The following is an 18,942-nucleotide window of genomic DNA, read 5'->3' as shown; positions in this document are numbered from 1 at the left end:
AAGTGAAGTGAGGCTTACCCAATTTAGGTAAGCCTCATCTCCCGTGTCTACCCGGGTGGGTGAAACCACACCGCCGGAGTCCGTAGCCTGCAGGGGTGGCCGCATCCGCATCGTCCGGGACCGACCCGCGTGAGGAGTCCGAACTGTCCGAGCCTGCGACCCGCCTGTCCGATTCACCCGACCGTGGAGCCGGGCCCCGGTTCGAGCCGCCCGCGAGGCGGCGGCGCCTGCTCAAGCCCGTGCTGGCCATCCTGGGGGTCTGTGCGTTGCTGGGCGTCGTCGTGGTGGCGGCGTTGACCCGGGCCGGATCCGACGGCTCGGACAAGCGCAAGCCCCGGTTCACCGTGGCCGCGCTCACCCCGAAGCCGGGCTCGGTCGTGCCGCACAAGGCGGCGCCGGTGCCGGCCAAGCTGGCCGCGTGGAGCGAGGGCATCGCCGAGCGCACCGACATCCCGGCCCGCGTCGTGCTCGCGTACGGCACGGCCGAACGGAAGATGCGCGCTATGGACCCCGGCTGCCGGATCTCCTGGGCCACGCTCGCGGGCCTGGGCCGGGTCGAGTCGAGCCACGGCGAGTACGGCGGCGCCGAGGTGCGGCCCGACGGCACGCTCAGCAAGCCGATCATCGGCGTCCCGCTGGACGGGCACGAGGGCGTGCTGGCGATCAAGGACACCGACGGCGGCGAACTCGACGGCGACGCCACGTGGGACCGGGCCGTCGGCGCCATGCAGTTCGTGCCGGCCACCTGGCACAAGTGGGGGATGCGGGCCAACGGTGACGGGCGCGACCCCGACCCGCAGAACGTCGACGACGCGGCGCTGACCTCGGCGCGCTACCTCTGCGGCATCGGTGGCGACCTGTCCACGCCGAAGGGCTGGTGGCACGGCGTGCTCACCTACAACAAGTCGGTGAGCTACGGGCGCAAGGTCTTCTCCGGGGCGGACGCGTACGCGCGGGTCACCGTCTCGGCCACCGGCTGACGGACGCGGTCCATCCGGATCGACACCGCGGTGGCCAGCACCGCGAGGACCACGACCACCGCGCTCAACGCGGGTACCGACGCGAACCCGAGACCGGCGCCGATCGCCGCGCCGCCGATGAGCGGACCCACGGTGTTGCCGAGGTTGAACGCCGCCACCTGCACCGAGTTCGCGAGCGTCGGCGCGTCGCCGGCCAGGCCGAACACGCGGGCGTTCAGCGCCGGGTTGGTGCCGAACCCGGTCAACCCGAACAACACCACGGCGATGATCACGAGCACGGGCCGCGCACCGGCGAGCGCCAGCGTGACGAGCACCACCGTGAGCGCGGCGAAGGGCACGAGCAGGCTCGCCCACGGGTAGCGGTCGGCGAGGCGGCCCGCGACCTGCAGGCCGATCACCGCGCCCACGCCGAAAGCGCCGAGCAGCAACGGAACCGCGCCGTCGGCGAAGCCGGCGACGTCGGTCAGCAGCGGCGCGAGGTAGGAGAACGTGCCGAAGATCGACGCCGAGGTGAGGGCCGTGGTGGCCAGCGCCACCCAGATCCGCGGCTGGCGGAAGACCCGCAACTCCGCGGCGAGGTCGGGCTTGGCCCGCGTGCCCTCCATGCTCGGCACCCAGCGCAGGATGCCCAGCAGCCCCACCAGCGCTGCGGCCGCGACCGCGAAGAACGCGCCGCGCCAGCCACCGTGGTCGCCGATCACCGTGCCGAGCGGCACACCCAGCACGTTGGCGACGGTCAGCCCGCCGACCATGATCGCCAGCGCGCGGGCCCGGTGTTCCTTGCCGCCCAACGTCACCGCCATCACACCACCGACCGCCCAGAACGCGCCGGTGGCGCCCGCGGTGATCACCCGCGCGAGCAGCAGCACCGCGTAGTCCGGCGCGACCGCACCCAGCAGTTGGCCGCCGATGAACACCACCAGGGCGCCGACCAGCGTCGCCTTGCGCGGCCAGCGCAGGGTCAGCACGGCCAGCAGCGGCGCGCCGACCAGCATGCCGATCGCGAACGCCGAGATGAGCCCGCCGACCTGTGGCACGGAGACGTGCAGTTCACGAGCCATGCCGGGGAGCAGGCCGGAGATCATGAACTCGGTCGTGCCGAGCGCGAAGACGCTCAGCCCAAGGACGTAGACACCACGATGCACGTTGTTCGACAACGGACGAACAAACCGAGGAATTCCAGCGTCCCAACTATTGAGAGCGGTGTTGGACGGTCGCGCTCCGCGCTCCGGGTGGATCGCCCTCAGGCGATGCCGGCCACGCCCGCGTGCGGGTCGGCTGCCGCTGTGGCCGGGGCGGTCGCGGTCGGCATCACCACGATCCACCTTCCACGGCGATGCGGGCGGAGACCTCGCCGAGGGCCTCCTGGTACTCGGGCAGCGGGCGCATTGCCACGGCCATCCGCAGCGGCGGGAGCGCCTCGGTCAGCCGGTGCTGGCGCTGCAACGTCTTGCCCAGCGCGAACAACGCGTAGTGGTCGGTCGGGTCGAGCTCCAGCACCCGCCGGAACGCCGCCTCCGCACGACGGAACTGGGCGGACCCGAGGTAGGCCCGCCCAGCCAGCAACAACACGCTTGGTGCGTTGGTCACCACTTCGAGAACAGGCTCCAACGCCGCCAGCGCGTCCAGTGGTCGCTGCTGCGCGACCAACGCTTCCGCGCGGCGGAACGCCTCGAAGGTGCCGTCCCCGGCGCCCAGCTCCTCAGCCATCGTGGATCAACGCTACCTGGCGTTAACGCGCGATTCGACCGGCTGAAGAGTGATCATTGTGAGTTTCCTTAGGGCCAGCGTGCCTGTCCCAGGTCACCCCTTGTGGACGGCTAGGCTCGGGCTGGTAAATCGGCAGTTCCCATCCCGAGGAGAGCTTCGTGGCGGTCATCGAGCAGGTCGGCGCCCGCGAGATCCTGGACTCGCGCGGCAACCCCACCGTCGAGGTGGAGGTCGCCCTGGACGACGGAACCCTGGCCAGGGCCGCGGTGCCCTCCGGCGCGTCCACCGGCGAGCACGAAGCGGTGGAACGCCGTGACGGTGACCCCAAGCGCTACCTGGGCAAGGGTGTCGAGGGCGCGGTCACCGCGGTGCTCGACGAGATCGGCCCGGACCTGGCCGGTGTCGACGCGGTCGACCAGCGCATCGTCGACCAGAAGCTGGTGGACCTCGACGGCACGCCCGACAAGTCGCGGCTGGGCGCCAACGCCATCCTCGGCGTCTCGCTCGCCGTGGCGAAGGCGGCCGCGGAGTCCAGCGGCCTGGAGCTCTTCCGCTACATCGGCGGCCCGAACGCCCACGTGCTGCCCGTGCCGATGATGAACATCATCAACGGCGGCGCCCACGCCGACTCCGATGTGGACATCCAGGAGTTCATGATCGCGCCGATCGGCGCCGAGACCTTCCGCGAGGCGCTGCGCTGGGGCGCGGAGGTCTACCACGCGCTCAAGAGCGTGCTGAAGGCCCGCGGCCTGGCCACCGGCCTCGGCGACGAGGGCGGCTTCGCGCCGAACCTGCCGAGCAACCGCGACGCGCTCGACCTGATCGTCTCCGCGATCGAGAAGGCCGGGTACACCCCGGGCCGCGACGTGGCGCTCGCGCTCGACGCGGCGGCCACCGAGTTCTACGCCGACGGCGCCTACCACTTCGAGGGCAGCAAGCGCAGCGCCGAGCAGATGTCCGCCTACTACGGCGAACTGCTCGAGGCGTACCCGCTGGTGTCGCTCGAGGACCCGCTCGCCGAGGACGACTGGGACGGCTGGGTGCGGCTGACCGCGGAGCTCGGCGAGCGCGTGCAGATCGTCGGCGACGACCTCTTCGTCACCAACCCCGAGCGGCTCGAGGAAGGCATCGCCCGCCGCGCCGCGAACGCGTTGCTGGTGAAGGTCAACCAGATCGGCACGCTGTCGGAGACGCTCGACGCGGTGAACCTCGCCACGTCCTACGGCTACCGCAGCATGATGAGCCACCGCTCCGGCGAGACCGAGGACACCACCATCGCCGACCTCGTGGTGGCCACCGGCATCGGCCAGATCAAGAGCGGTGCGCCCGCCCGCAGTGAGCGGGTCGCCAAGTACAACCAGCTGCTGCGCATCGAGGAAACCCTCGGCGAGGCCGCTCGGTACGCGGGCGACCTCTCCTTCCCGAGGTTCACCTCGGAGTCATGACCACGCGCGGATCCGGCGGGCCTGCCCAGGGACGGGGCCGGCGGCGTCCGGCCGTGTCCGAGGGCCGGCGGCCCGAGCAGACCCGCAAACCGCGCAAGGAGAACCAGGACGAGGAGCTCGAGGAGGCGCCGCCGCGCCGCCGGCCCCGGCGCAGGCGGCGCGGTCCGGGCCTCTTCGGGTTCGCCCCGACCCGGCGGGCGGCGGTGCTGGCGGTCGTCGTGTGTGCGCTGGTGCTGTCGATTTCGGTGCCGTTGCGGACTTATCTGTCGCAGCGGGAGGACTTGCAAGTGCAGCAACAGCACCAGGAGCAGTTGCGCACGCAGGTCCAGGAGTTGCAGGAACGCAAGGCGCAGCTCTCCGACCCGGCGCAGGTCGAGGCGGAGGCGCGGCGCCGGTTGCGGTACGTGAAGCCGGGGGAGACCCCGTACGTGGTGCAGCTACCGGGGGACACGGCGCCGCAGCAGGGCGGCGATCACCTGAAGGCGGCGGCGCCGCAGGGCAGTTGGTACGAGAACTTGTGGGGTTCGGTGGACGGTGGCTGAGTACGAACAGGTGACCGACGCGGACTTCGAGGCGGTGGCGGCGCAGCTGGGCCGGCGCCCGCGCGCCATCCGCGCCGTGGCGTTCCGGTGCCCGAGCGGGCACCCGGCGGTGATCCAGACGAGCCCCCGGCTGGAGGACGGCACGCCGTTCCCGACCCTGTACTACCTGACGTGCCCGCAGCTGACGTCGTTGTGCAGCACGCTCGAGGCGAGCGGCCTGATGAAGGAGATGACGGCCCGCCTGTCCTCGGATGAGGAACTCGCCGCCCAGTACCAGCGGGCGCACGAGTCGTACCTGGCGCAGCGCAACGCGATCGAGTCACTGGGGACCGACGTCAGCGCGGGCGGGATGCCGGGGCGCGTGAAGTGCCTGCACGTCCACCTCGCGCACGCGCTGGCGGTCGGCCCGGGCGTGAACCCGTTCGGCGACGAGACTTTGGCCCTGCTGAAGGACAAATGGCCGACCGGTGCCTGCGCCGACTGATCCGATCTCCTAGCCCCACCAGAACGCGGCCGCGATCACCACGTACAGGCCGATCAACGTCGCGCCTTCGAACCAGTTGGACTCGCCGTCGAACACGACGATCACCGTGACGATCACGGCCAGCACCAGCGCGGCGATCAACAGCGGGGGCAGGACGAGGGTGAAGGCGCCGGCGCCCACCAGCGGCGCGATCAGCACCAGGACCGGCGCGAGCACCTGCGCGATCTGCACGGGGCTCTGCAGGATCACCGAAATGGCGTAGTCGGTCTTGTTCCGCGCCGCCAACTGGATGCCGACCACGTTCTCGACCGCGTTGCCCGCGATGGCCACCACAACCAGACCGGCGAAGGCCTCGCTGATGTGCAGCGCGCCGATCGCGGGCTGCAGGGCGTCGACGAACCAGTCGGACACGAAGGCCGCGCCCAGGCCGGCGAGCGCGAGCATGCCGATGGCCACCCACAGCGGCCACTCCGGCGCGCCTTCCTCCTTCGGTTCGGGCGTGGCCGGTTCGGCGCTCTTGGTGCGCTTGATCGACGCGGGCAGCGACAGCACGAACACCACCAGCAGCATGACCGCGACCACGCGGGAGAGCCCGGCCTCGTGCCCGGCCGCCGGGCTGTGCAGCGAGGCGGTCAGCGCCGGGATCAGCAGCGCGGCCACCGACAGCAGCATCATCAGCGCGAGCCGCCGTGCCGCCTCCGTCTCGAAGCGTTGCGTGCCGTGCTTGAGCCCGCCCGCGACGAACGCGGCGCCGAGCACGAGCAACGAGTTGGCCAGGATCGAACCGACGATGGCCGCCTGCACCACCCCGGTCAGCCCGGCCCGCAACGCGAAGATCGCCACGAAGAGTTCGGGCAGGTTGCCCAGCGCGCTCTGCACGATCCCCGTCGCGCCGGCGCCGAGCCGGTCGCCGAGCGCCTCGACCGCGCGCCCGACCAGCATCGCCAGCAGCGCGAGCGCCACCGCGCTGATCGCGAACGGGACGATGTCGCCGACGTCGACCACGGTCGTCACGAAGGTCGCCGCCGCCGCGAGGACGCAAACACCGATCAGGCGCAGATCCGCGCCGTTGAATCCGAGGGCCACGGCCGCAGATCATGCCGTGTCCCGCGACGGCGCGTGCAACCGATCCGGGCATCGGGAACGTCTCACCTTCGCTCGACGATGCACTGGACAACCGCGCGAAGGGGAATGGATTCAGAATTGCCTCCGCGTGGGGGGATCCATTCGCAAGTGCGATCTGGTACGGGTAGGGAAGCAGTACCGCGAGAGTTCGGCTGGAGATGGTTGGGCCAGCGTCGGGGTGAACCACCCTGGCAACCGACGGAGGGCAGGTTGGTGCAGGTGGGAAAGGGTTACACGGGACAGCATTCGCGCAGCAGACGGCGCAAGGCCGGACTGGCCGTCGCGGCCGGCTCCCTGTTGCTGGTGCCCGGCGCGATGGCCGCGGGTGACACCCTTGCCCTCGCCGCACCGCCGAAGCCCGCCGCTCCGCAGGCACCGCGCCCGGCCCCCACCAACCCCGACGTGGTCGGCGCGGACGGCTCGCTGCCCGCCGACTCCCAGGTCGGCACCCAGCTGCTCGCCAACGCGGGCAAACCGCTCGACCTCGCCGGCGCCGGCCCGCGCCTGGACATGCCCAACGGTCCGCTCGGCATCCCCGGTGCCGCGCTGCAGGCGTACATGCGTGCCGCGGACCTGATGAAGACCCTCGCGCCCGACTGCCACATCAGCTGGCCGCTGCTCGCGAGCATCGGCCGCATCGAGTCCGGCCACGCCCGCGGTGGTCAGGTCGACGCGCACGGCAACACGCTCGCGCCGATCCTCGGCCCGGTGCTCAACGGCGGCGGGTTCGCCGCGATCGCCGACACCGACGGCGGCCAGTACGACGGCGACGCGGTGTGGGATCGCGCGGTCGGCCCGATGCAGTTCATCCCGTCCACGTGGCGGGGTTACGCCTCCGACGGCAACGCCGACGGCGTCACCAGCCCGTCGAACATCTACGACGCCACGCTCGGCGCCGCCAAGTACCTCTGCTCCGGTGGGTTCGACCTGTCCAACCCGCAGGAGCAGGCCATCGCGGTCTTCCGCTACAACCACTCCGACAGCTACGTGCAGACGGTCCTGATGTGGGCCGACGCGTACGCGCGGGGCGTCACGCCGCTGCCGATGACGCCGGTGCCGCCGGACGTCGTGCGCAGCGCGATGGACAACCCGATGCCCGGCACCACGCCCAGCGGTTCGGGCCACACGCCGCCGCCGACCACCTCGACCACCTCGGGCAAGCCGACCAAGACGACGATCCCCGGCGCGCCGACCACGACGACGATCCCGGGTTCGAGCACCACGACCAAGCCGACGACCACGAGCCCGACGACCACCAGTCCGACGACGACCTCGCCGACCTGCACCACGTCGTCGTCGCCCACCTCGTCGAGCACGCCCGAGTCGGCCTCCGGTTCGGCCTCCGCGGACTCGTCGGTGACGGCGACCAGCACGACGAACAGCGCGGACTCGACGAACTCCTCGAGCAACTCGACGGACTCGGCGACCGACTCGACCACCAGCACCACCCCGGCGCAAAGCTGCTGACCAGCGTCGATCTAGGCTGACGCGCATGGCACGGGTCGCCGCGGTCGACTGCGGCACGAACTCGATCAGGTTGCTGGTCGCTGATGTGACGGTGCGCGAGGACGGCACGGCGTGGCTGCGCGACGTGCACCGCGAGATGCGGATCGTGCGGCTCGGCCAGGGGGTCGACGCCACCGGCACGCTGGCCCCCGAGGCGCTGCAACGCACCGCGGACGCGCTCGCCGACTACACGGCGATCGCCAGGCGCAAGGGCGTCGAGCAGGTCCGCATGGTCGCCACGTCGGCCACCCGCGACGCGTCCAACCGCGATGACTTCTTCGCCATGACCGAGCGGGTGCTCGGGGTGCGTGCCGAGGTGATCACCGGCGACGAAGAGGCGCGGCTGTCCTTCACCGGTGCCGTCGGCGACTTCGACCCCGACGACGGCCCGTTCGTCGTGACCGACGTCGGCGGCGGCTCGACCGAGGTCGTCACCGGCACCTGGGACGGCTTGCGGGCCAAGGTGACCGCGGCCCGGTCGGTGGACATCGGCTGCGTGCGGATCACCGAACGCTGTCTGCGCAGCGACCCGCCCGCCCCGGCCGAGGTGGCGGGGGCGGCCGACCTGGCCCGCGAGGTGCTGACCGAGGCGTTCGAGGCCGTGCTGGTCGACGACGCCCGCACCTGGATCGGCGTCGCGGGCACGGTCACGACCCTGGCCGCCATCGCCCTTGGCCTGCCCGAGTACGACTCGGACGCGGTGCACCAGGCCACGCTCACCTTCGACCAGCTCGCCCTGACCACCCAGCGCCTGCTGTCCACCACGCACGACCAGCGCGCGCAGATCCCGGTGATCCACCCCGGCCGGGTCGACGTCATCGGCGGCGGCGCGATCGTGGTGGCCACGCTGGCGGGCCAGCTGAAGGCACGCGCGGGCATCGAGTCGTTGCGGGCCAGCGAGCACGACATCCTCGACGGGATCGCCCTCTCGCTGGTGTGACCACCGCGGGCCGAGAATGGTCTGAACCAGACATAACTGGCAATCGGGAATGTCGTCTTTTGTGCGTCTGGACGGTGCTGTCCGGGTTCGATCTGGCGAAAGATAGCGCGCGGTCGGGGCTGAGAGTGCTGCACCACGAAAGGCGCATGACGTGAGAAGACCGAGAACACTGCTCTTACTCGCGGCGGTGACCCCGCTGCTCACCGGTTTGGCGGTCGCCGCGGCTCCCACCGCGATCGCCCAACCGGCCGCGTTGTCCGGCAAGACCACCGAGTTCAGCGTCCTCGGGGCCGACGGCGCCAGCCTCAAGTCCGTGCAGGACGCCGTGCGTGCTGCCGGTGGCACCGTCGTGCGCAGCAACGCCGCGGTCGGTCTCGTCACCGCGACCGCGCCCCGCAACGGGTTCAGCGAGCGGCTGAGCGGCTCGCACGCCGTGCTCGCCGCGGCGCCGGTCACCGTGATCGGGCACAACCCGAAGTCCTCGCCCGGCAAGCCGGCGGTGGAGAAGGGCCGCTCGGGCACCAGGTCGGCGAAGGTCGCCAAGTCGAAGGCCGGGATGGACCCGCTGGACTCCGAGCTGTGGGGTCTCACGTCGGTCCGCTCCGACCTCGCCCGCACCAAGCAGGCGGGCAACAAGAAGGTCAAGGTCGGCATCATCGACACCGGCGTGGACGGCACCCACCCGGACATCGCGCCGAACTTCGACATGGCCGACTCCCGCAACTTCGTCCGCGACATCCCGTTCGACGAGCTCGGCCAGGTCGTGGACGGGCCGTGTGAGTTCGCCGGCTGCGTCGACCCGGCCAACTGGGACGACGGCGCCCACGGCACGCACGTGGCGGGCACGATCGCCGCCGCGGCCAACGGCGTCGGCATCTCCGGTGTCGCGCCGAACGTGACCCTGGTGAACATCCGCGCGGGCCAGGACTCCGGCTTCTTCTTCCTGCAGCCGACCGTGGACGCGCTGACCTACGCCGGCGACGCGAGCATCGACGTGGTCAACATGTCGTTCTACGTCGACCCGTGGCTGTTCAACTGCGACAACAACCCGGCCGACACGCCGGAGCAGCAGGCCGAGCAGCGGGTGGTCAAGACCGCGATGACCCGCGCGATGAACTACGCCTACAACCACGGCGTCACGCAGCTGGTCGCGCTCGGCAACGAGCACGAGGACCTGGGCAACCCGCTGCCCGACGAGGGAAGCCCCGACTACCCGGCGAACACCGCGCACGACCGGACCATCGACCCGAACACGTGCCTGACGATGCCCACCGAGGGCCCGCACTCCATCGGCGTCGGCTCGTTCGGCCCGTCGCAGTCGAAGGCGGACTACTCGAACTACGGCATGGAGCAGATCTCGGTGTCGGCACCCGGTGGCTGGTTCCGCGACTACTTCGGCACGCCGCGGTTCCGCACCAACGAGAACGAGATCCTGTCGGCCTACCCGAAGCACATCGGGATCGAAGAGGGCAACATCGACGAGAACGGCGACATCACGCCGGACGGTGTCGCGCTCGGCGTGCAGAAGGCCTGCAATTCCGACGGCGTCTGCGGTTACTACCAGTACCTGCAGGGCACCTCGATGGCCACGCCGCACGCGACGGGTGTTGCCGCGCTGATCATCAGCCAGTACGGCAGGTTCCACGGCAAGAACGTCACGATGAGCCCCGACAAGGTGCAGTCGGTCCTCGAGGGGACGGCGGCCAAGGTGCCGTGCCCGACGCCGCGGACCGTCGACTACCTGGACGAAGGCCGCGACGCGTCGTTCACGGCCACCTGCGAGGGTGACCTGAACTTCAACGACTTCTACGGCCACGGCGCGGTCGACGCCTGGGCCGCGGTCACCCGCGGACAGCAGTACCTGTAACCAACGGGCGTGTCCCACCCGCGCCGGGCGTCCCCCGCCCGGCGCGGGCCCACCCCACCCACCCCCCCAATGGGCGTGTCCCACACTCCCGCCGGGTGTGTCCCACGCTCACGCCGGGTGTGTTCCACATTCAGGCGGGGTGTGTTCGACATTCAGGCGGGGTGTGTCCCACATTCGGGCGGGGTGTGTTCCACCGGGAAGCTTCTCCTGATCAAGCCACGAAGCGGCGGCTGCGGAATGCCGCTCGAATGTCGGCCACCAACCGGAACGGGTCGCGAAGGTCGTCGACGTCGGCCCGGATCACCAGCCAACCGCGTCGCCTCAGGTCGAGGTCGCGCAGTTCGTCCTTGCCGGCGCGACCCGCGTGGGCTTCGTAGCCGTCGTACTCCAGGGCGACTTTCGGCTCCAGCCAAGCGAAGTCGAGCCGGTAGCGCACGGTGCCGTGCACGTCGGTGATCGGGTGCTGCGCGACCGGGATCGGCAAGCCACAATCGACGAGTTTGAGCAACATCCGGCTTTCGGCGGGCGATTCGGGTATGCCGGTGGCCAGGTCCAGCAAGAACGCGCTGCGCCGCCGGCCGCGGCTGTCGAGCCGCTCCATGATGCGTTCCGCGACGGTGGCCTTGAAATCCGCGCGAAACCGGGGATCAAGCTGCGCGAGGGCTTGATCGGCGCAGGCCAGCGCCATGCCGCGGTTGTCGTCGCAGAGCATGTCGGCGACAACGCGGGTGAGGGTCAATGCCCGCAACCGGTCCAGCACCAAGACGTCGTCCTCGTCGAAGTGTCCATTGTGGATCCGGAAGCCCGGTGGGTTGCGCATCTTGCGGGCGTACGGCGCGAGGATGTGGATCGTTCCGGCGTCGGCGGCGGTGCAACCGTGGATCAACGCGGCGGTGTGCCCCGTCAGCGCCGCGGCCGGGCCGGCGGCGAGGAGGCCGGCGGCGGCCCTGGTCGGCAGCGTGAGCATGGTCCGGCGGTCGACGAGCACGGCTCGGTTCACGGCGACGAGCCGACCGTCGGCGACCAGTTGACGGAGTTCGTTCAGGGCGAGGGTCGAGGCCAGGTCGTCACGCAGGTGGGCGCCGTGCAGGCCGGGAGGCAGTTCGAACATGCCTCCACCTTGGGCACACCGTGGACGCTCACCCGGCCCGCGCGCAACATCTGTGGACAACTGGCGGCCTGTGGAAAACTCCGGCCGCCGCAGCCCCAACGTGGAACACACCCGCCCGAGCGTGGGACACACCCAGCGCGAACGTGGGACACGCCCGACCTGAGTGTGGGACACGCCCGGCGTGATCGGGGGACACGCCCGACCGGAACGTGGGACACACCCAGCGCGAGTGTGGGACACGCCTTAGTAGGTGCCGGTGAAGGAGCCGGTTCCGGCGCCTTCGTTGTGCCCGGTGCCGACCACGGCGCCGTCGACGCTCACCTGCTCGTCCACGTTGGCGTTCGAGCCGGTCGTGATGTCCATGGCGTACCGGCCGCCGCTCAGCGGCACGGTCCTGCGCCACGGGAGGCTGATGCCGCTCACGCTGTGCATCGTCCCGCCGGCCAGGTAGCGCACCGACACCGAGCCGGACCCGGTGATCAGGTACGTCACCATCTTCTGGTGCACCGGCGCCGTGGTCTGCTTCGGCGGCGCGGGCCTGTGCGTGGTCCGCGGGGCCGGCGCGTGCGTGGTCGTCGGCTTGGGCTTGGGCTTCGGCTTGGTCGTCGTGACCGGCGCCGTGGTGGTTGTGGTCACCGGCGGCACGGACGGCACCGACGGCATGGATGACGTCGTGGCAACCGGTATGGCCTGGGCCGTCGGATCACCGGACACCGTGGTCGAGCACCCCGCGAGCGCCAGCGCGACCGGCACCGCCGGCCACCAGCGGCGACCCCGTACGGTCATGGCTACCTCCCCTGTGGTCAGCCATTGGTAGCAGTCCGCGACCCCCGGTAGGCGCAGCGTGGCCGGATGTTGCCGCTGGTGCTGGTCCATCCTGGTATCCCCGTCGTCGAACGGGGTCACATTCGGCGTCGCGGCGGCGATAATGCCGGGCATGCGCAACATCGTGCTGATCGCCATCGTGCTGGCGCTGGCGGTCGCCGCGATCTCGCACGAGTCGGGTTCGAAGCCGCCCGGCTCGTCGTCTTCGGCTGCCACCGGCAAGTCCAGCGCCTTCCTGGCGGCGCAGCACAAGTACGACCGGATGTGGGGCGACCGCGCGACCGACGACGAACTGATGGCCGTCGGCCGCACGATCTGCACCCTGCACCACCGCGGGCTGTCCGATTCGGACATCCTCAAGGCCACGGTCGGCTACCGGTTACCGGCGGGCAAGGAGCGATCCCTTGGCCTGCAACGCATCCGGGACGCCAAGAAGTACATCTGTCCCTAGTGGACGTTACCGGTTGGACGCGTCCGCGATGAACTCCGCGAGGTCCTTCGCCTGCTGCACGCGCGAGGGCTCGTGCACGTACATCATGTGCCCCGCCGGGTAGTACGCGGTGGAGATGTTCGCCCGCAGCTCGTCCGGGATCTTCAGGTGCGCCAGCACGTGCTCGGCCGCGAAGTACGCGGTGGCGCCGTCGTAGTAGCCGAAGGCGACGTGCACCTTCAGGTGCCGGTTGGCCCGCATGGCGGACGCGAGCCGGTCGGCCACGGTGACGTGCGAACCCTCGAACTCCTTGTAGGACCAGGTGCGGTTGACGTCGCTGCTGATCACCGAGTACGGCAGGTCGTTGGTGTAGCCCAGTTCCGCGTGCACGTAGTGGTTGAACGCCGCCGCGTACGCGCCGGTCACCGCGCTCGACACGTCGTCGTCCATGTGCTCGCGGCCGTAGTCGGGCTGCCAGCCGCTGAAGCGGCCGTCGAGGCGGCCGACAACCTCCCGGCGGTCGCGCAGCAGCTCGGTGAAGAACCGGATGTGCTCGATGCGCAGGTCGACGCGGTCGACGTAGTCCTCGGTGAGCCCGCTCAGCGACGCGATCCTGGCCACGGCCGCGGCCCGCTCCTCGGCGCTGAGCCGGTTGCCCTGCGACAGCACCCACGGGTACTCGCGGGCGGCGTACTCCTCGGCCTCGCGCAGCACGTCCTCGAGCGGCCGGTCGCCGTGCTTGCCGTGGTAGTTCGCGATGGCCGCGTACGTCGGCAGGAACAGCGCGTAGGGCAGGTCGTTGCCCTCGGTGAACCGGATGGTGGCGAAGTCCAGCACCGACGAGATCAGCATCAGGCCGTTGAGGAACATGCCGTGCTTGTGCTGCAGGTGTTCGGCCAGGCCGCCCGCCCGCGTGGTGCCGTAGGACTCGCCCGCGAGGAACTTCGGCGACAGCCAGCGGCCGTTGCGGCTGGTCCACAGCCGGATGAGCTCGCCGACGGACTCGATGTCGGCGGTGAACCCGTGGTAGTCGCCGGGCTTCTCGCCCTCGGCCGCGCGGGAGTAGCCGGTGGACACCGGGTCGATGAACACCAGGTCGGTGTGCGTGAGCAGGGTCTCGACGTTGTCGGCCAGGCCGTACGGCGGGGCTTCGAGGTTGCCCGCGTCGCCGGAGACCACGCGGCGCGGACCCAGCACGCCCAGGTGCAGCCAGAGGCTCGCCGAGCCGGGGCCGCCGTTGAACGCGAAGGTCACGGGGCGCTGCAACGGGTCGGCGTCGTCGAGGGTGTACGCGGTGAGGAACAGTTCGGCCTTGGCCTTGTGCCCGTCGAACTTGCCGTCGGTCACGACCTCCGTGCGCAGCACGACCCGGCCGGTGGTGGCCGTGTAGGCGAGCTTGCGCCGCTTGATCGTGATGCTGTGCTTGGTGGTCACCAGGTCGTCGGTCGGTTCCGGACGCTCGGCGGGCTTCGCGTCGGCCTTGCTGTCGACCTGCTCATCGGGTTTGTCGGCTGCCATGCGGTCACCCTATTTGCCTAGCAAGCACAATTAAGCGATGCGTTCGCAAGAGGCGGAACTGTCCGCGTTGGACCACCAGGTCGTGACGTGCCGCAAGTGCCCGCGGCTGGTGGCCTGGCGGGAGGAGGTCGCGGTGGTCAAGCGCGCCGCGTTCCGCGACCAGGAGTACTGGGGCCGGCCGGTGCCCGGGTTCGGGCCGTGGGACGCCCGGCTGGCGATCGTCGGGCTCGCGCCCGCGGCGCACGGGGCGAACCGGACGGGGCGCATGTTCACCGGCGACCGCTCCGGTGACGTCCTCTACGCCGCGATGCACGCCGTCGGCCTGGCCTCGCAACCGACGGCCGTGCACGCGAACGACGGGCTGAGGCTGATCGGCACCCGGATCACCGCGCCGGTGAAGTGCGCGCCGCCGGCCAACAAGCCGCTGCCCGAAGAACGGGACAACTGCCGCCCGTGGCTGGCGCGTGAACTCGCGATCCTGCGACCCACGCTGCGTGCGGTGATGGTTCTGGGGGCGTTCGGCTGGCAGGCGTTGCTGCCGGTGCTCGCCGACGCGGGCTGGCAGGTGCCGCGGCCACGGCCGAAGTTCGGGCACGGCATCCAGGTCCGGCTGGCCGACCAGGACGGCGGCGAACTGAGCCTGATCGGCTGCTACCACGTGAGCCAGCAGAACACCTTCACCGGCACGCTCACCCCCGCGATGCTGGAAGCGGTACTGCAGTCGGCGAAGGCGGCCGCAGGCATCTAGCCAGTGAACAGATCGTTACGGCAGCAGCCCCTGATCTGCGGCATGCTGCCTGGTGTGAAAGCCCGCCTGCCCCTGCTGCTGGCCATGGCCGCGATGCTGCTCATCGCGGTCGTCGCGAGCCGGGGGCAGTCGGCGGTGCACCCCGGGTCGAACACCTTCCTGCCGGTGCACGACGACCGGCCCAGCTCGCCGGTGAGCACCACCGACGAGCACCCCAACATGGTGGTCTCGACGCTGGCCGCGATCGGGTTCACCGGCTTGCTGCTGGTGTTCGGCGCCCTGTTCGTCCTCGGTGTCGTCGTGATCGTCATGGGCGTGTCCTGGACCAAGGTGCGGCGCGGCAAGGTGAGCAACCCGGTCGTGCTCGGTGAGCCCGACGACGGACTGGACGGCACCGCGGCCGACGGCACGGTGCTGCGCTCGGCGATCGCGGCCGCGCAACGGGACCTGGCGCAGCGGCGGTCCGGGCCGCCGTCGGACGCGGTCGTCGCCGCCTGGTTACGGCTGGAGCAGGCCGCCGCGGAGTCGGGCCGGCCGCGGGCGGCGCACCAGACGCCGACCGAGTTCACCTCGGCCCTGCTGGCCGAGCACGTGGCCGACGACGCCGCGGTGGGCCGGTTGCGCGGGCTCTACCAGCGTGCCAGGTTCGGCCGGCCGGGCGCGGTCACCGACGCCGACGCCGACGAGGCGCGCTCCGCGCTCGGCGCGATCCTCGACGGCTGGCGGGTCCCGGCATGACCGGCATGTCGATGCTGCGCAGCGCCATCGCCGCGATCCTGGCGGCGGCCGCCGTCGTGCTGGTGGCGTTCGTGCTGGGGGCGATCCCGCTCGGCTGGGCGCTGCTCTTCGGCCTGATCGGGGGTGCGCTGGCCCTGGTCGCCGCGATGCTCACCGGCAGCACCGAGCCCAACTGGGCGCCCGCACCCGAGCCCGTGCAGTCCGCCACGGTGATGCAGGCGAGCACGCTGACCGCGCGCCTGTCCGAGGCGGCGACCGACGACTACCGCTACCACACGCGGATCCAGCCCCGGCTGCGCAAGCTCGCGCTCGGCACGCTGCGCCAGCGCCCCGAGCTGCGCGACCTCACCGACCTCGCCGACCCCCGCGTGCGCGCGCTGCTCGGCGACGAACTGCACACGATGCTCACCGCACGCGGTGGTGTGCTGCCCACCCCGCGGCGCATCACGCGGTTGCTGGCCCGGCTGGAGGAACCGTGACCGAAGCGTCCACTGTGGACAAAGGCGTGGCCAACGAGACCGTCGCGGGGATCCGCGCCGACGCCGCGACGGTGCTCGACGCGGTCGGCTCGGTCGTGGTGGGCCGGGAGCGCACGGTGCGGCTCGCGCTGGCCGCGGTCCTGGCGGGCGGGCACGTGCTGTTCGAGGACGTTCCCGGACTCGGCAAGACCATGATGGCCAAGGCGCTCGCGCAGGCACTGGGCCTGGACTTCCGTCGCCTGCAGTGCACCCCGGACCTGCAGCCGGCCGACGTCACCGGCTCGTTCATCTACGACCCGGCCGAGCACGAGTTCAGCTTCCGCGAGGGCCCGGTGTTCTGCGGCCTGCTGCTGGCCGACGAGATCAACCGCACGCCCCCGAAGACGCAGTCGGCGTTGCTGGAGGCCATGCAGGAGCGGCAGGTCACGGTCGAGGGCCGCACGTTCGCGCTGCCGCGCCCGTTCCACGTGCTCGCCACGGCCAACCCCATCGAGTACGAGGGCACCTACCCGCTGCCCGAGGCCCAGCTCGACCGGTTCCTGCTGCGCCTGGACATCGGCTACCCGCCCCCGGACGAGGAGCTCGAGGTGCTGCGCCGCCGCCTGGCCCGGCGCACCGAGCAGACCGACATCGACCGGGTCGTGGACCCCGAGCGCGTCGTCGCGCTGCAGGCCGGGCTGGAGACGGTCGCGGTCGACGAGGACATCCTGCGGTACTGCGTCGACCTCGCCGTGGCCAGCCGCAGGCACCCCGCCGTGGAGGTCGGCGTGTCGCCGCGCGGCTCGCAGGCGCTGCTGCTGGTCTCCCGCGCGCTCGCCGTGCTGGACGGCCGCGACTTCGTCCTGCCCGAGGACGTGAAGGAGTGCGCGACGGCCGCGCTCGCGCACCGGCTGACCCTGCGCGCGGAGACGTGGACGGCCGGCACCACCGGCGTCGAGGTGCTCACGGAGCTGCTCAGCAGCGTGCCGGGCCCCGCATCGAGCCGCTCATGACCACGAAGCTCTTGCGGTGGGCCCAGGCCAGGCGCACCCAGGGCACCGTCGGCTGGCGCGGCACGGACGCGCTGGCCCGGGCCGCGGTGTGCGGGCTCGGCCTGATCGCCGTCGGCGCGCTCGTGCACCAGCTGGACCTCGTGCTGATCGGCACGCCCCTGCTGGCCAGCGCGGCGCTCGCGCTGGCCGCGGCGCCCAGGCAGGCGCCGCGGGTGCGGGCCGAGGCGCTGCCCGGCGTCGTCGAGTCCGGGCAGTCGCGGCCGCTCGCGCTGCGCTGCGACACCGCCCCCGGCACGGAACTGCTCGCCGTGCGGCTGCCGGCCGCGGCCGAGAACACCAAGGTCGGTGCCGTGCACCTCGTGCCCGGTGACGTGGGCGTGGTGCGCACGCGCCTGCGCTGGGGGGCGTGGGGCGAAGGCGTGGACATCCGCCCGGACCACATGGTCGGCACCGCGGACGGGCTCATCGTGTTCGGCCCGGTGACCGGGACGGAGGCCCGCCGGATCGTGCTGCCGCCGGTGGTGCCGCTGCCGTCGGGGCCACTGCCACCGCGCTCGGCCGGGCTGGTCGGCGTGCACAAGGCCCGCCCGCAGGGCGACGGCACGGAGCTGCGCGACATCCGCCCCTACCGGCCGGGGGACCGGCTGCGGCGCATCGACTGGCGGGTGTCGCTGCGGGCCACCGCGACCGTCGGCGGCACGTTCGCGCCCGGCACCGTGCACGTGCGCGAGCGGCACGCCGAGTCCGACGCCGAGTTGATGCTGGCCCTGGACACCCGCTTCGACGTCGGCGCCGAGGTCGGCGAGTGGTCGGTCGGCGTGCCCGGCAGCGGGATCCGGGTGGGCGGGAGCCTGGACAACGGCGCCCGCGCGGTCACCGCGTTCGCCGCCGCTTACCTGCAGCAGGGCGACCGGGTCGGGATGGCCGACCTGGGCCGGCCCGTCTTCGGCGTGCCGTGCGGGTCGGGGCGGCGCCAGCTCGACCGGATCCGCCACCAGCTGGTGCGTGGGTGCGGGCTGGCCGGGTGGGCACCGAAGCCGGTGCTGCCGCGCCAGCAGGTGCCCCACGGTGCGCTGGTCGTCGTGCTGTCGCCGTTCCTGGACGACGCGGTGGTCGACGTGGCCGTGCGGGCGGTGCGCCGGGGCAACCCGGTGCTGGCCGTCGACCTGCTGCCCGACGAGCTGGTGCCGGACCGCGAGACCGAGTGGGGCGATGCCGTGCTGGCGGTCATCGCCGGGGAGCACCGGCTGCGCATGGCCGCGTTGCGCGGGCAGGGCGTGCCGGTCGCGCGGTGGAGCAACCAGGGTGAGGTGACCGAGGCGCTGCGGCGCATCCGTCGCCGCGGCCGGGTGGGGGCTCGATGAGCGGCGACCGGCTCGACCAGTTCGGGCTCGGCGAGACCGGCGAGCGTGGCCTTGAGCGGATCCCCTTCGTGGCTGCCACCGCCATTACGGCTGGTGCTGTCAGGGAAACTAGCGCCGCTAGGTTCTCTAGCAATGCTA

General features: G+C 71.5%; 19 protein-coding genes. 13 read left to right on the top strand and 6 right to left on the bottom strand.

The features are described 5' to 3' along the window. Positions 1-95: 95 nt before the first annotated feature. Complete coding sequence (locus tag EV186_RS01000; RefSeq protein ID WP_243753760.1) at positions 96-980, top strand: lysozyme family protein; 885 nt, start codon at positions 96-98, stop codon at positions 978-980. Here EV186_RS01000 and EV186_RS00995 read toward each other — a convergent pair. Both EV186_RS00995 and EV186_RS00990 read right to left on the bottom strand, forming a co-directional pair. Continuing rightward, positions 914-2,137: a Cmx/CmrA family chloramphenicol efflux MFS transporter gene (locus EV186_RS00995; RefSeq protein WP_243753759.1), complete on the bottom strand. Its 1,224-nt coding sequence runs from the start codon at positions 2,135-2,137 to the stop codon at positions 914-916. The two genes, EV186_RS01000 and EV186_RS00995, sit on opposite strands and share 67 nt — an antisense overlap. A gap of 154 nt (positions 2,138-2,291) precedes the next feature. Then, positions 2,292-2,690 (bottom strand): tetratricopeptide repeat protein, encoded by a 399-nt coding sequence (locus EV186_RS00990; RefSeq protein WP_133847192.1) that lies wholly within the window; start codon positions 2,688-2,690, stop codon positions 2,292-2,294. A 158-nt stretch (positions 2,691-2,848) separates the two neighbouring features. On the opposite strand from EV186_RS00990, the gene eno reads away from it, so the two are divergent. The 3 genes from eno to EV186_RS00975 are packed head-to-tail and all read left to right on the top strand — an operon-like array spanning position 2,849 to position 5,161. Then, the gene (gene eno, locus EV186_RS00985) at positions 2,849-4,135 is read left to right on the top strand and encodes a phosphopyruvate hydratase (RefSeq protein ID WP_133847191.1); all 1,287 of its coding nucleotides are present in this window, start codon (positions 2,849-2,851) and stop codon (positions 4,133-4,135) included. After that, positions 4,132-4,677, top strand: a complete 546-nt coding sequence (locus tag EV186_RS00980; protein ID WP_166658977.1) for an FtsB family cell division protein — start codon at positions 4,132-4,134, stop codon at positions 4,675-4,677. The genes eno and EV186_RS00980 overlap by 4 nt, the downstream gene beginning before the upstream one ends. Positions 4,678-4,687: 10 nt before the next feature. Beyond that, positions 4,688-5,161 carry a DUF501 domain-containing protein gene (locus tag EV186_RS00975; protein WP_133848669.1) on the top strand — a complete coding sequence of 158 codons (474 nt, stop codon included), beginning with the start codon at positions 4,688-4,690 and terminating at the stop codon, positions 5,159-5,161. Positions 5,162-5,170: 9 nt separating this feature from the next. Here EV186_RS00975 and cax read toward each other — a convergent pair whose 3' ends face one another. Further along, entirely contained in the window at positions 5,171-6,247 is a 1,077-nt protein-coding gene (gene cax / locus EV186_RS00970) for a calcium/proton exchanger (RefSeq protein WP_208115442.1), read from the bottom strand. 252 nt (positions 6,248-6,499) lie between these two features. Here cax and EV186_RS00965 point away from each other — a divergent pair, with 252 nt between their 5' ends. The 3 genes from EV186_RS00965 (at position 6,500) to EV186_RS00955 (ending at position 10,599) form a co-directional block, all read left to right on the top strand. Continuing rightward, entirely contained in the window at positions 6,500-7,753 is a 1,254-nt protein-coding gene (locus tag EV186_RS00965) for a lytic transglycosylase domain-containing protein (RefSeq protein WP_341814423.1), read from the top strand. 25 nt (positions 7,754-7,778) lie between these two features. Beyond that, positions 7,779-8,732, top strand: coding sequence for a Ppx/GppA phosphatase family protein (locus EV186_RS00960; protein ID WP_133847190.1), 954 nt, complete (start codon positions 7,779-7,781; stop codon positions 8,730-8,732). A gap of 187 nt (positions 8,733-8,919) precedes the next feature. Beyond that, positions 8,920-10,599 carry a S8 family peptidase gene (locus EV186_RS00955; protein ID WP_243753758.1) on the top strand — a complete coding sequence of 560 codons (1,680 nt, stop codon included), beginning with the start codon at positions 8,920-8,922 and terminating at the stop codon, positions 10,597-10,599. Positions 10,600-10,810: 211 nt separating this feature from the next. Here EV186_RS00955 and EV186_RS00950 read toward each other — a convergent pair whose 3' ends face one another. Together EV186_RS00950 and EV186_RS00945 are read right to left on the bottom strand one after the other, a co-directional pair. Next, the gene (locus EV186_RS00950; protein ID WP_243753757.1) at positions 10,811-11,710 is read right to left on the bottom strand and encodes an endonuclease domain-containing protein; all 900 of its coding nucleotides are present in this window, start codon (positions 11,708-11,710) and stop codon (positions 10,811-10,813) included. 243 nt (positions 11,711-11,953) lie between these two features. Next, positions 11,954-12,649, bottom strand: coding sequence for a hypothetical protein (locus EV186_RS00945; RefSeq protein ID WP_133847188.1), 696 nt, complete (start codon positions 12,647-12,649; stop codon positions 11,954-11,956). Between EV186_RS00945 and EV186_RS00940 the strand changes: the two genes are divergently transcribed. Further along, positions 12,648-12,986, top strand: a complete 339-nt coding sequence (locus EV186_RS00940) for a hypothetical protein (protein WP_133847187.1) — start codon at positions 12,648-12,650, stop codon at positions 12,984-12,986. The genes EV186_RS00945 and EV186_RS00940 overlap by 2 nt on opposite strands. A gap of 6 nt (positions 12,987-12,992) precedes the next feature. Here the strand turns inward: EV186_RS00940 and EV186_RS00935 are convergent, their stop codons facing one another. Further along, positions 12,993-14,483, bottom strand: coding sequence for a S10 family peptidase (locus EV186_RS00935; protein WP_133847186.1), 1,491 nt, complete (start codon positions 14,481-14,483; stop codon positions 12,993-12,995). Between the two features lie 37 nt (positions 14,484-14,520). Between EV186_RS00935 and EV186_RS00930 the strand changes: the two genes are divergently transcribed. From EV186_RS00930 to EV186_RS00910, 5 genes are read left to right on the top strand one after another with little or no spacing between them, the layout of a single operon-like run. Next, a complete protein-coding gene (locus EV186_RS00930; protein WP_133847185.1) occupies positions 14,521-15,231 on the top strand; it encodes a uracil-DNA glycosylase in 711 nt (236 codons plus the stop codon). Between the two features lie 54 nt (positions 15,232-15,285). Then, the gene (locus EV186_RS00925; RefSeq protein WP_133847184.1) at positions 15,286-15,969 is read left to right on the top strand and encodes a DUF4129 domain-containing protein; all 684 of its coding nucleotides are present in this window, start codon (positions 15,286-15,288) and stop codon (positions 15,967-15,969) included. Next, a complete protein-coding gene (locus tag EV186_RS00920) occupies positions 15,966-16,448 on the top strand; it encodes a hypothetical protein (RefSeq protein WP_133847183.1) in 483 nt (160 codons plus the stop codon). The genes EV186_RS00925 and EV186_RS00920 overlap by 4 nt, the downstream gene beginning before the upstream one ends. Further along, positions 16,445-17,440 (top strand): AAA family ATPase, encoded by a 996-nt coding sequence (locus EV186_RS00915; RefSeq protein WP_243753756.1) that lies wholly within the window; start codon positions 16,445-16,447, stop codon positions 17,438-17,440. Before EV186_RS00920 ends, EV186_RS00915 begins: the two co-directional genes overlap by 4 nt. Next, positions 17,437-18,804, top strand: coding sequence for a DUF58 domain-containing protein (locus EV186_RS00910; RefSeq protein WP_133847182.1), 1,368 nt, complete (start codon positions 17,437-17,439; stop codon positions 18,802-18,804). Before EV186_RS00915 ends, EV186_RS00910 begins: the two co-directional genes overlap by 4 nt. Positions 18,805-18,942 lie beyond the last annotated feature (138 nt).

This window comes from Labedaea rhizosphaerae, from assembly GCF_004362825.1.
GTDB lineage: Bacteria > Actinomycetota > Actinomycetes > Mycobacteriales > Pseudonocardiaceae > Labedaea > Labedaea rhizosphaerae.
The sequence above is the reverse complement of the archived record's forward strand: the minus strand, read 5'-3'. Positions and strand labels throughout refer to the sequence as shown.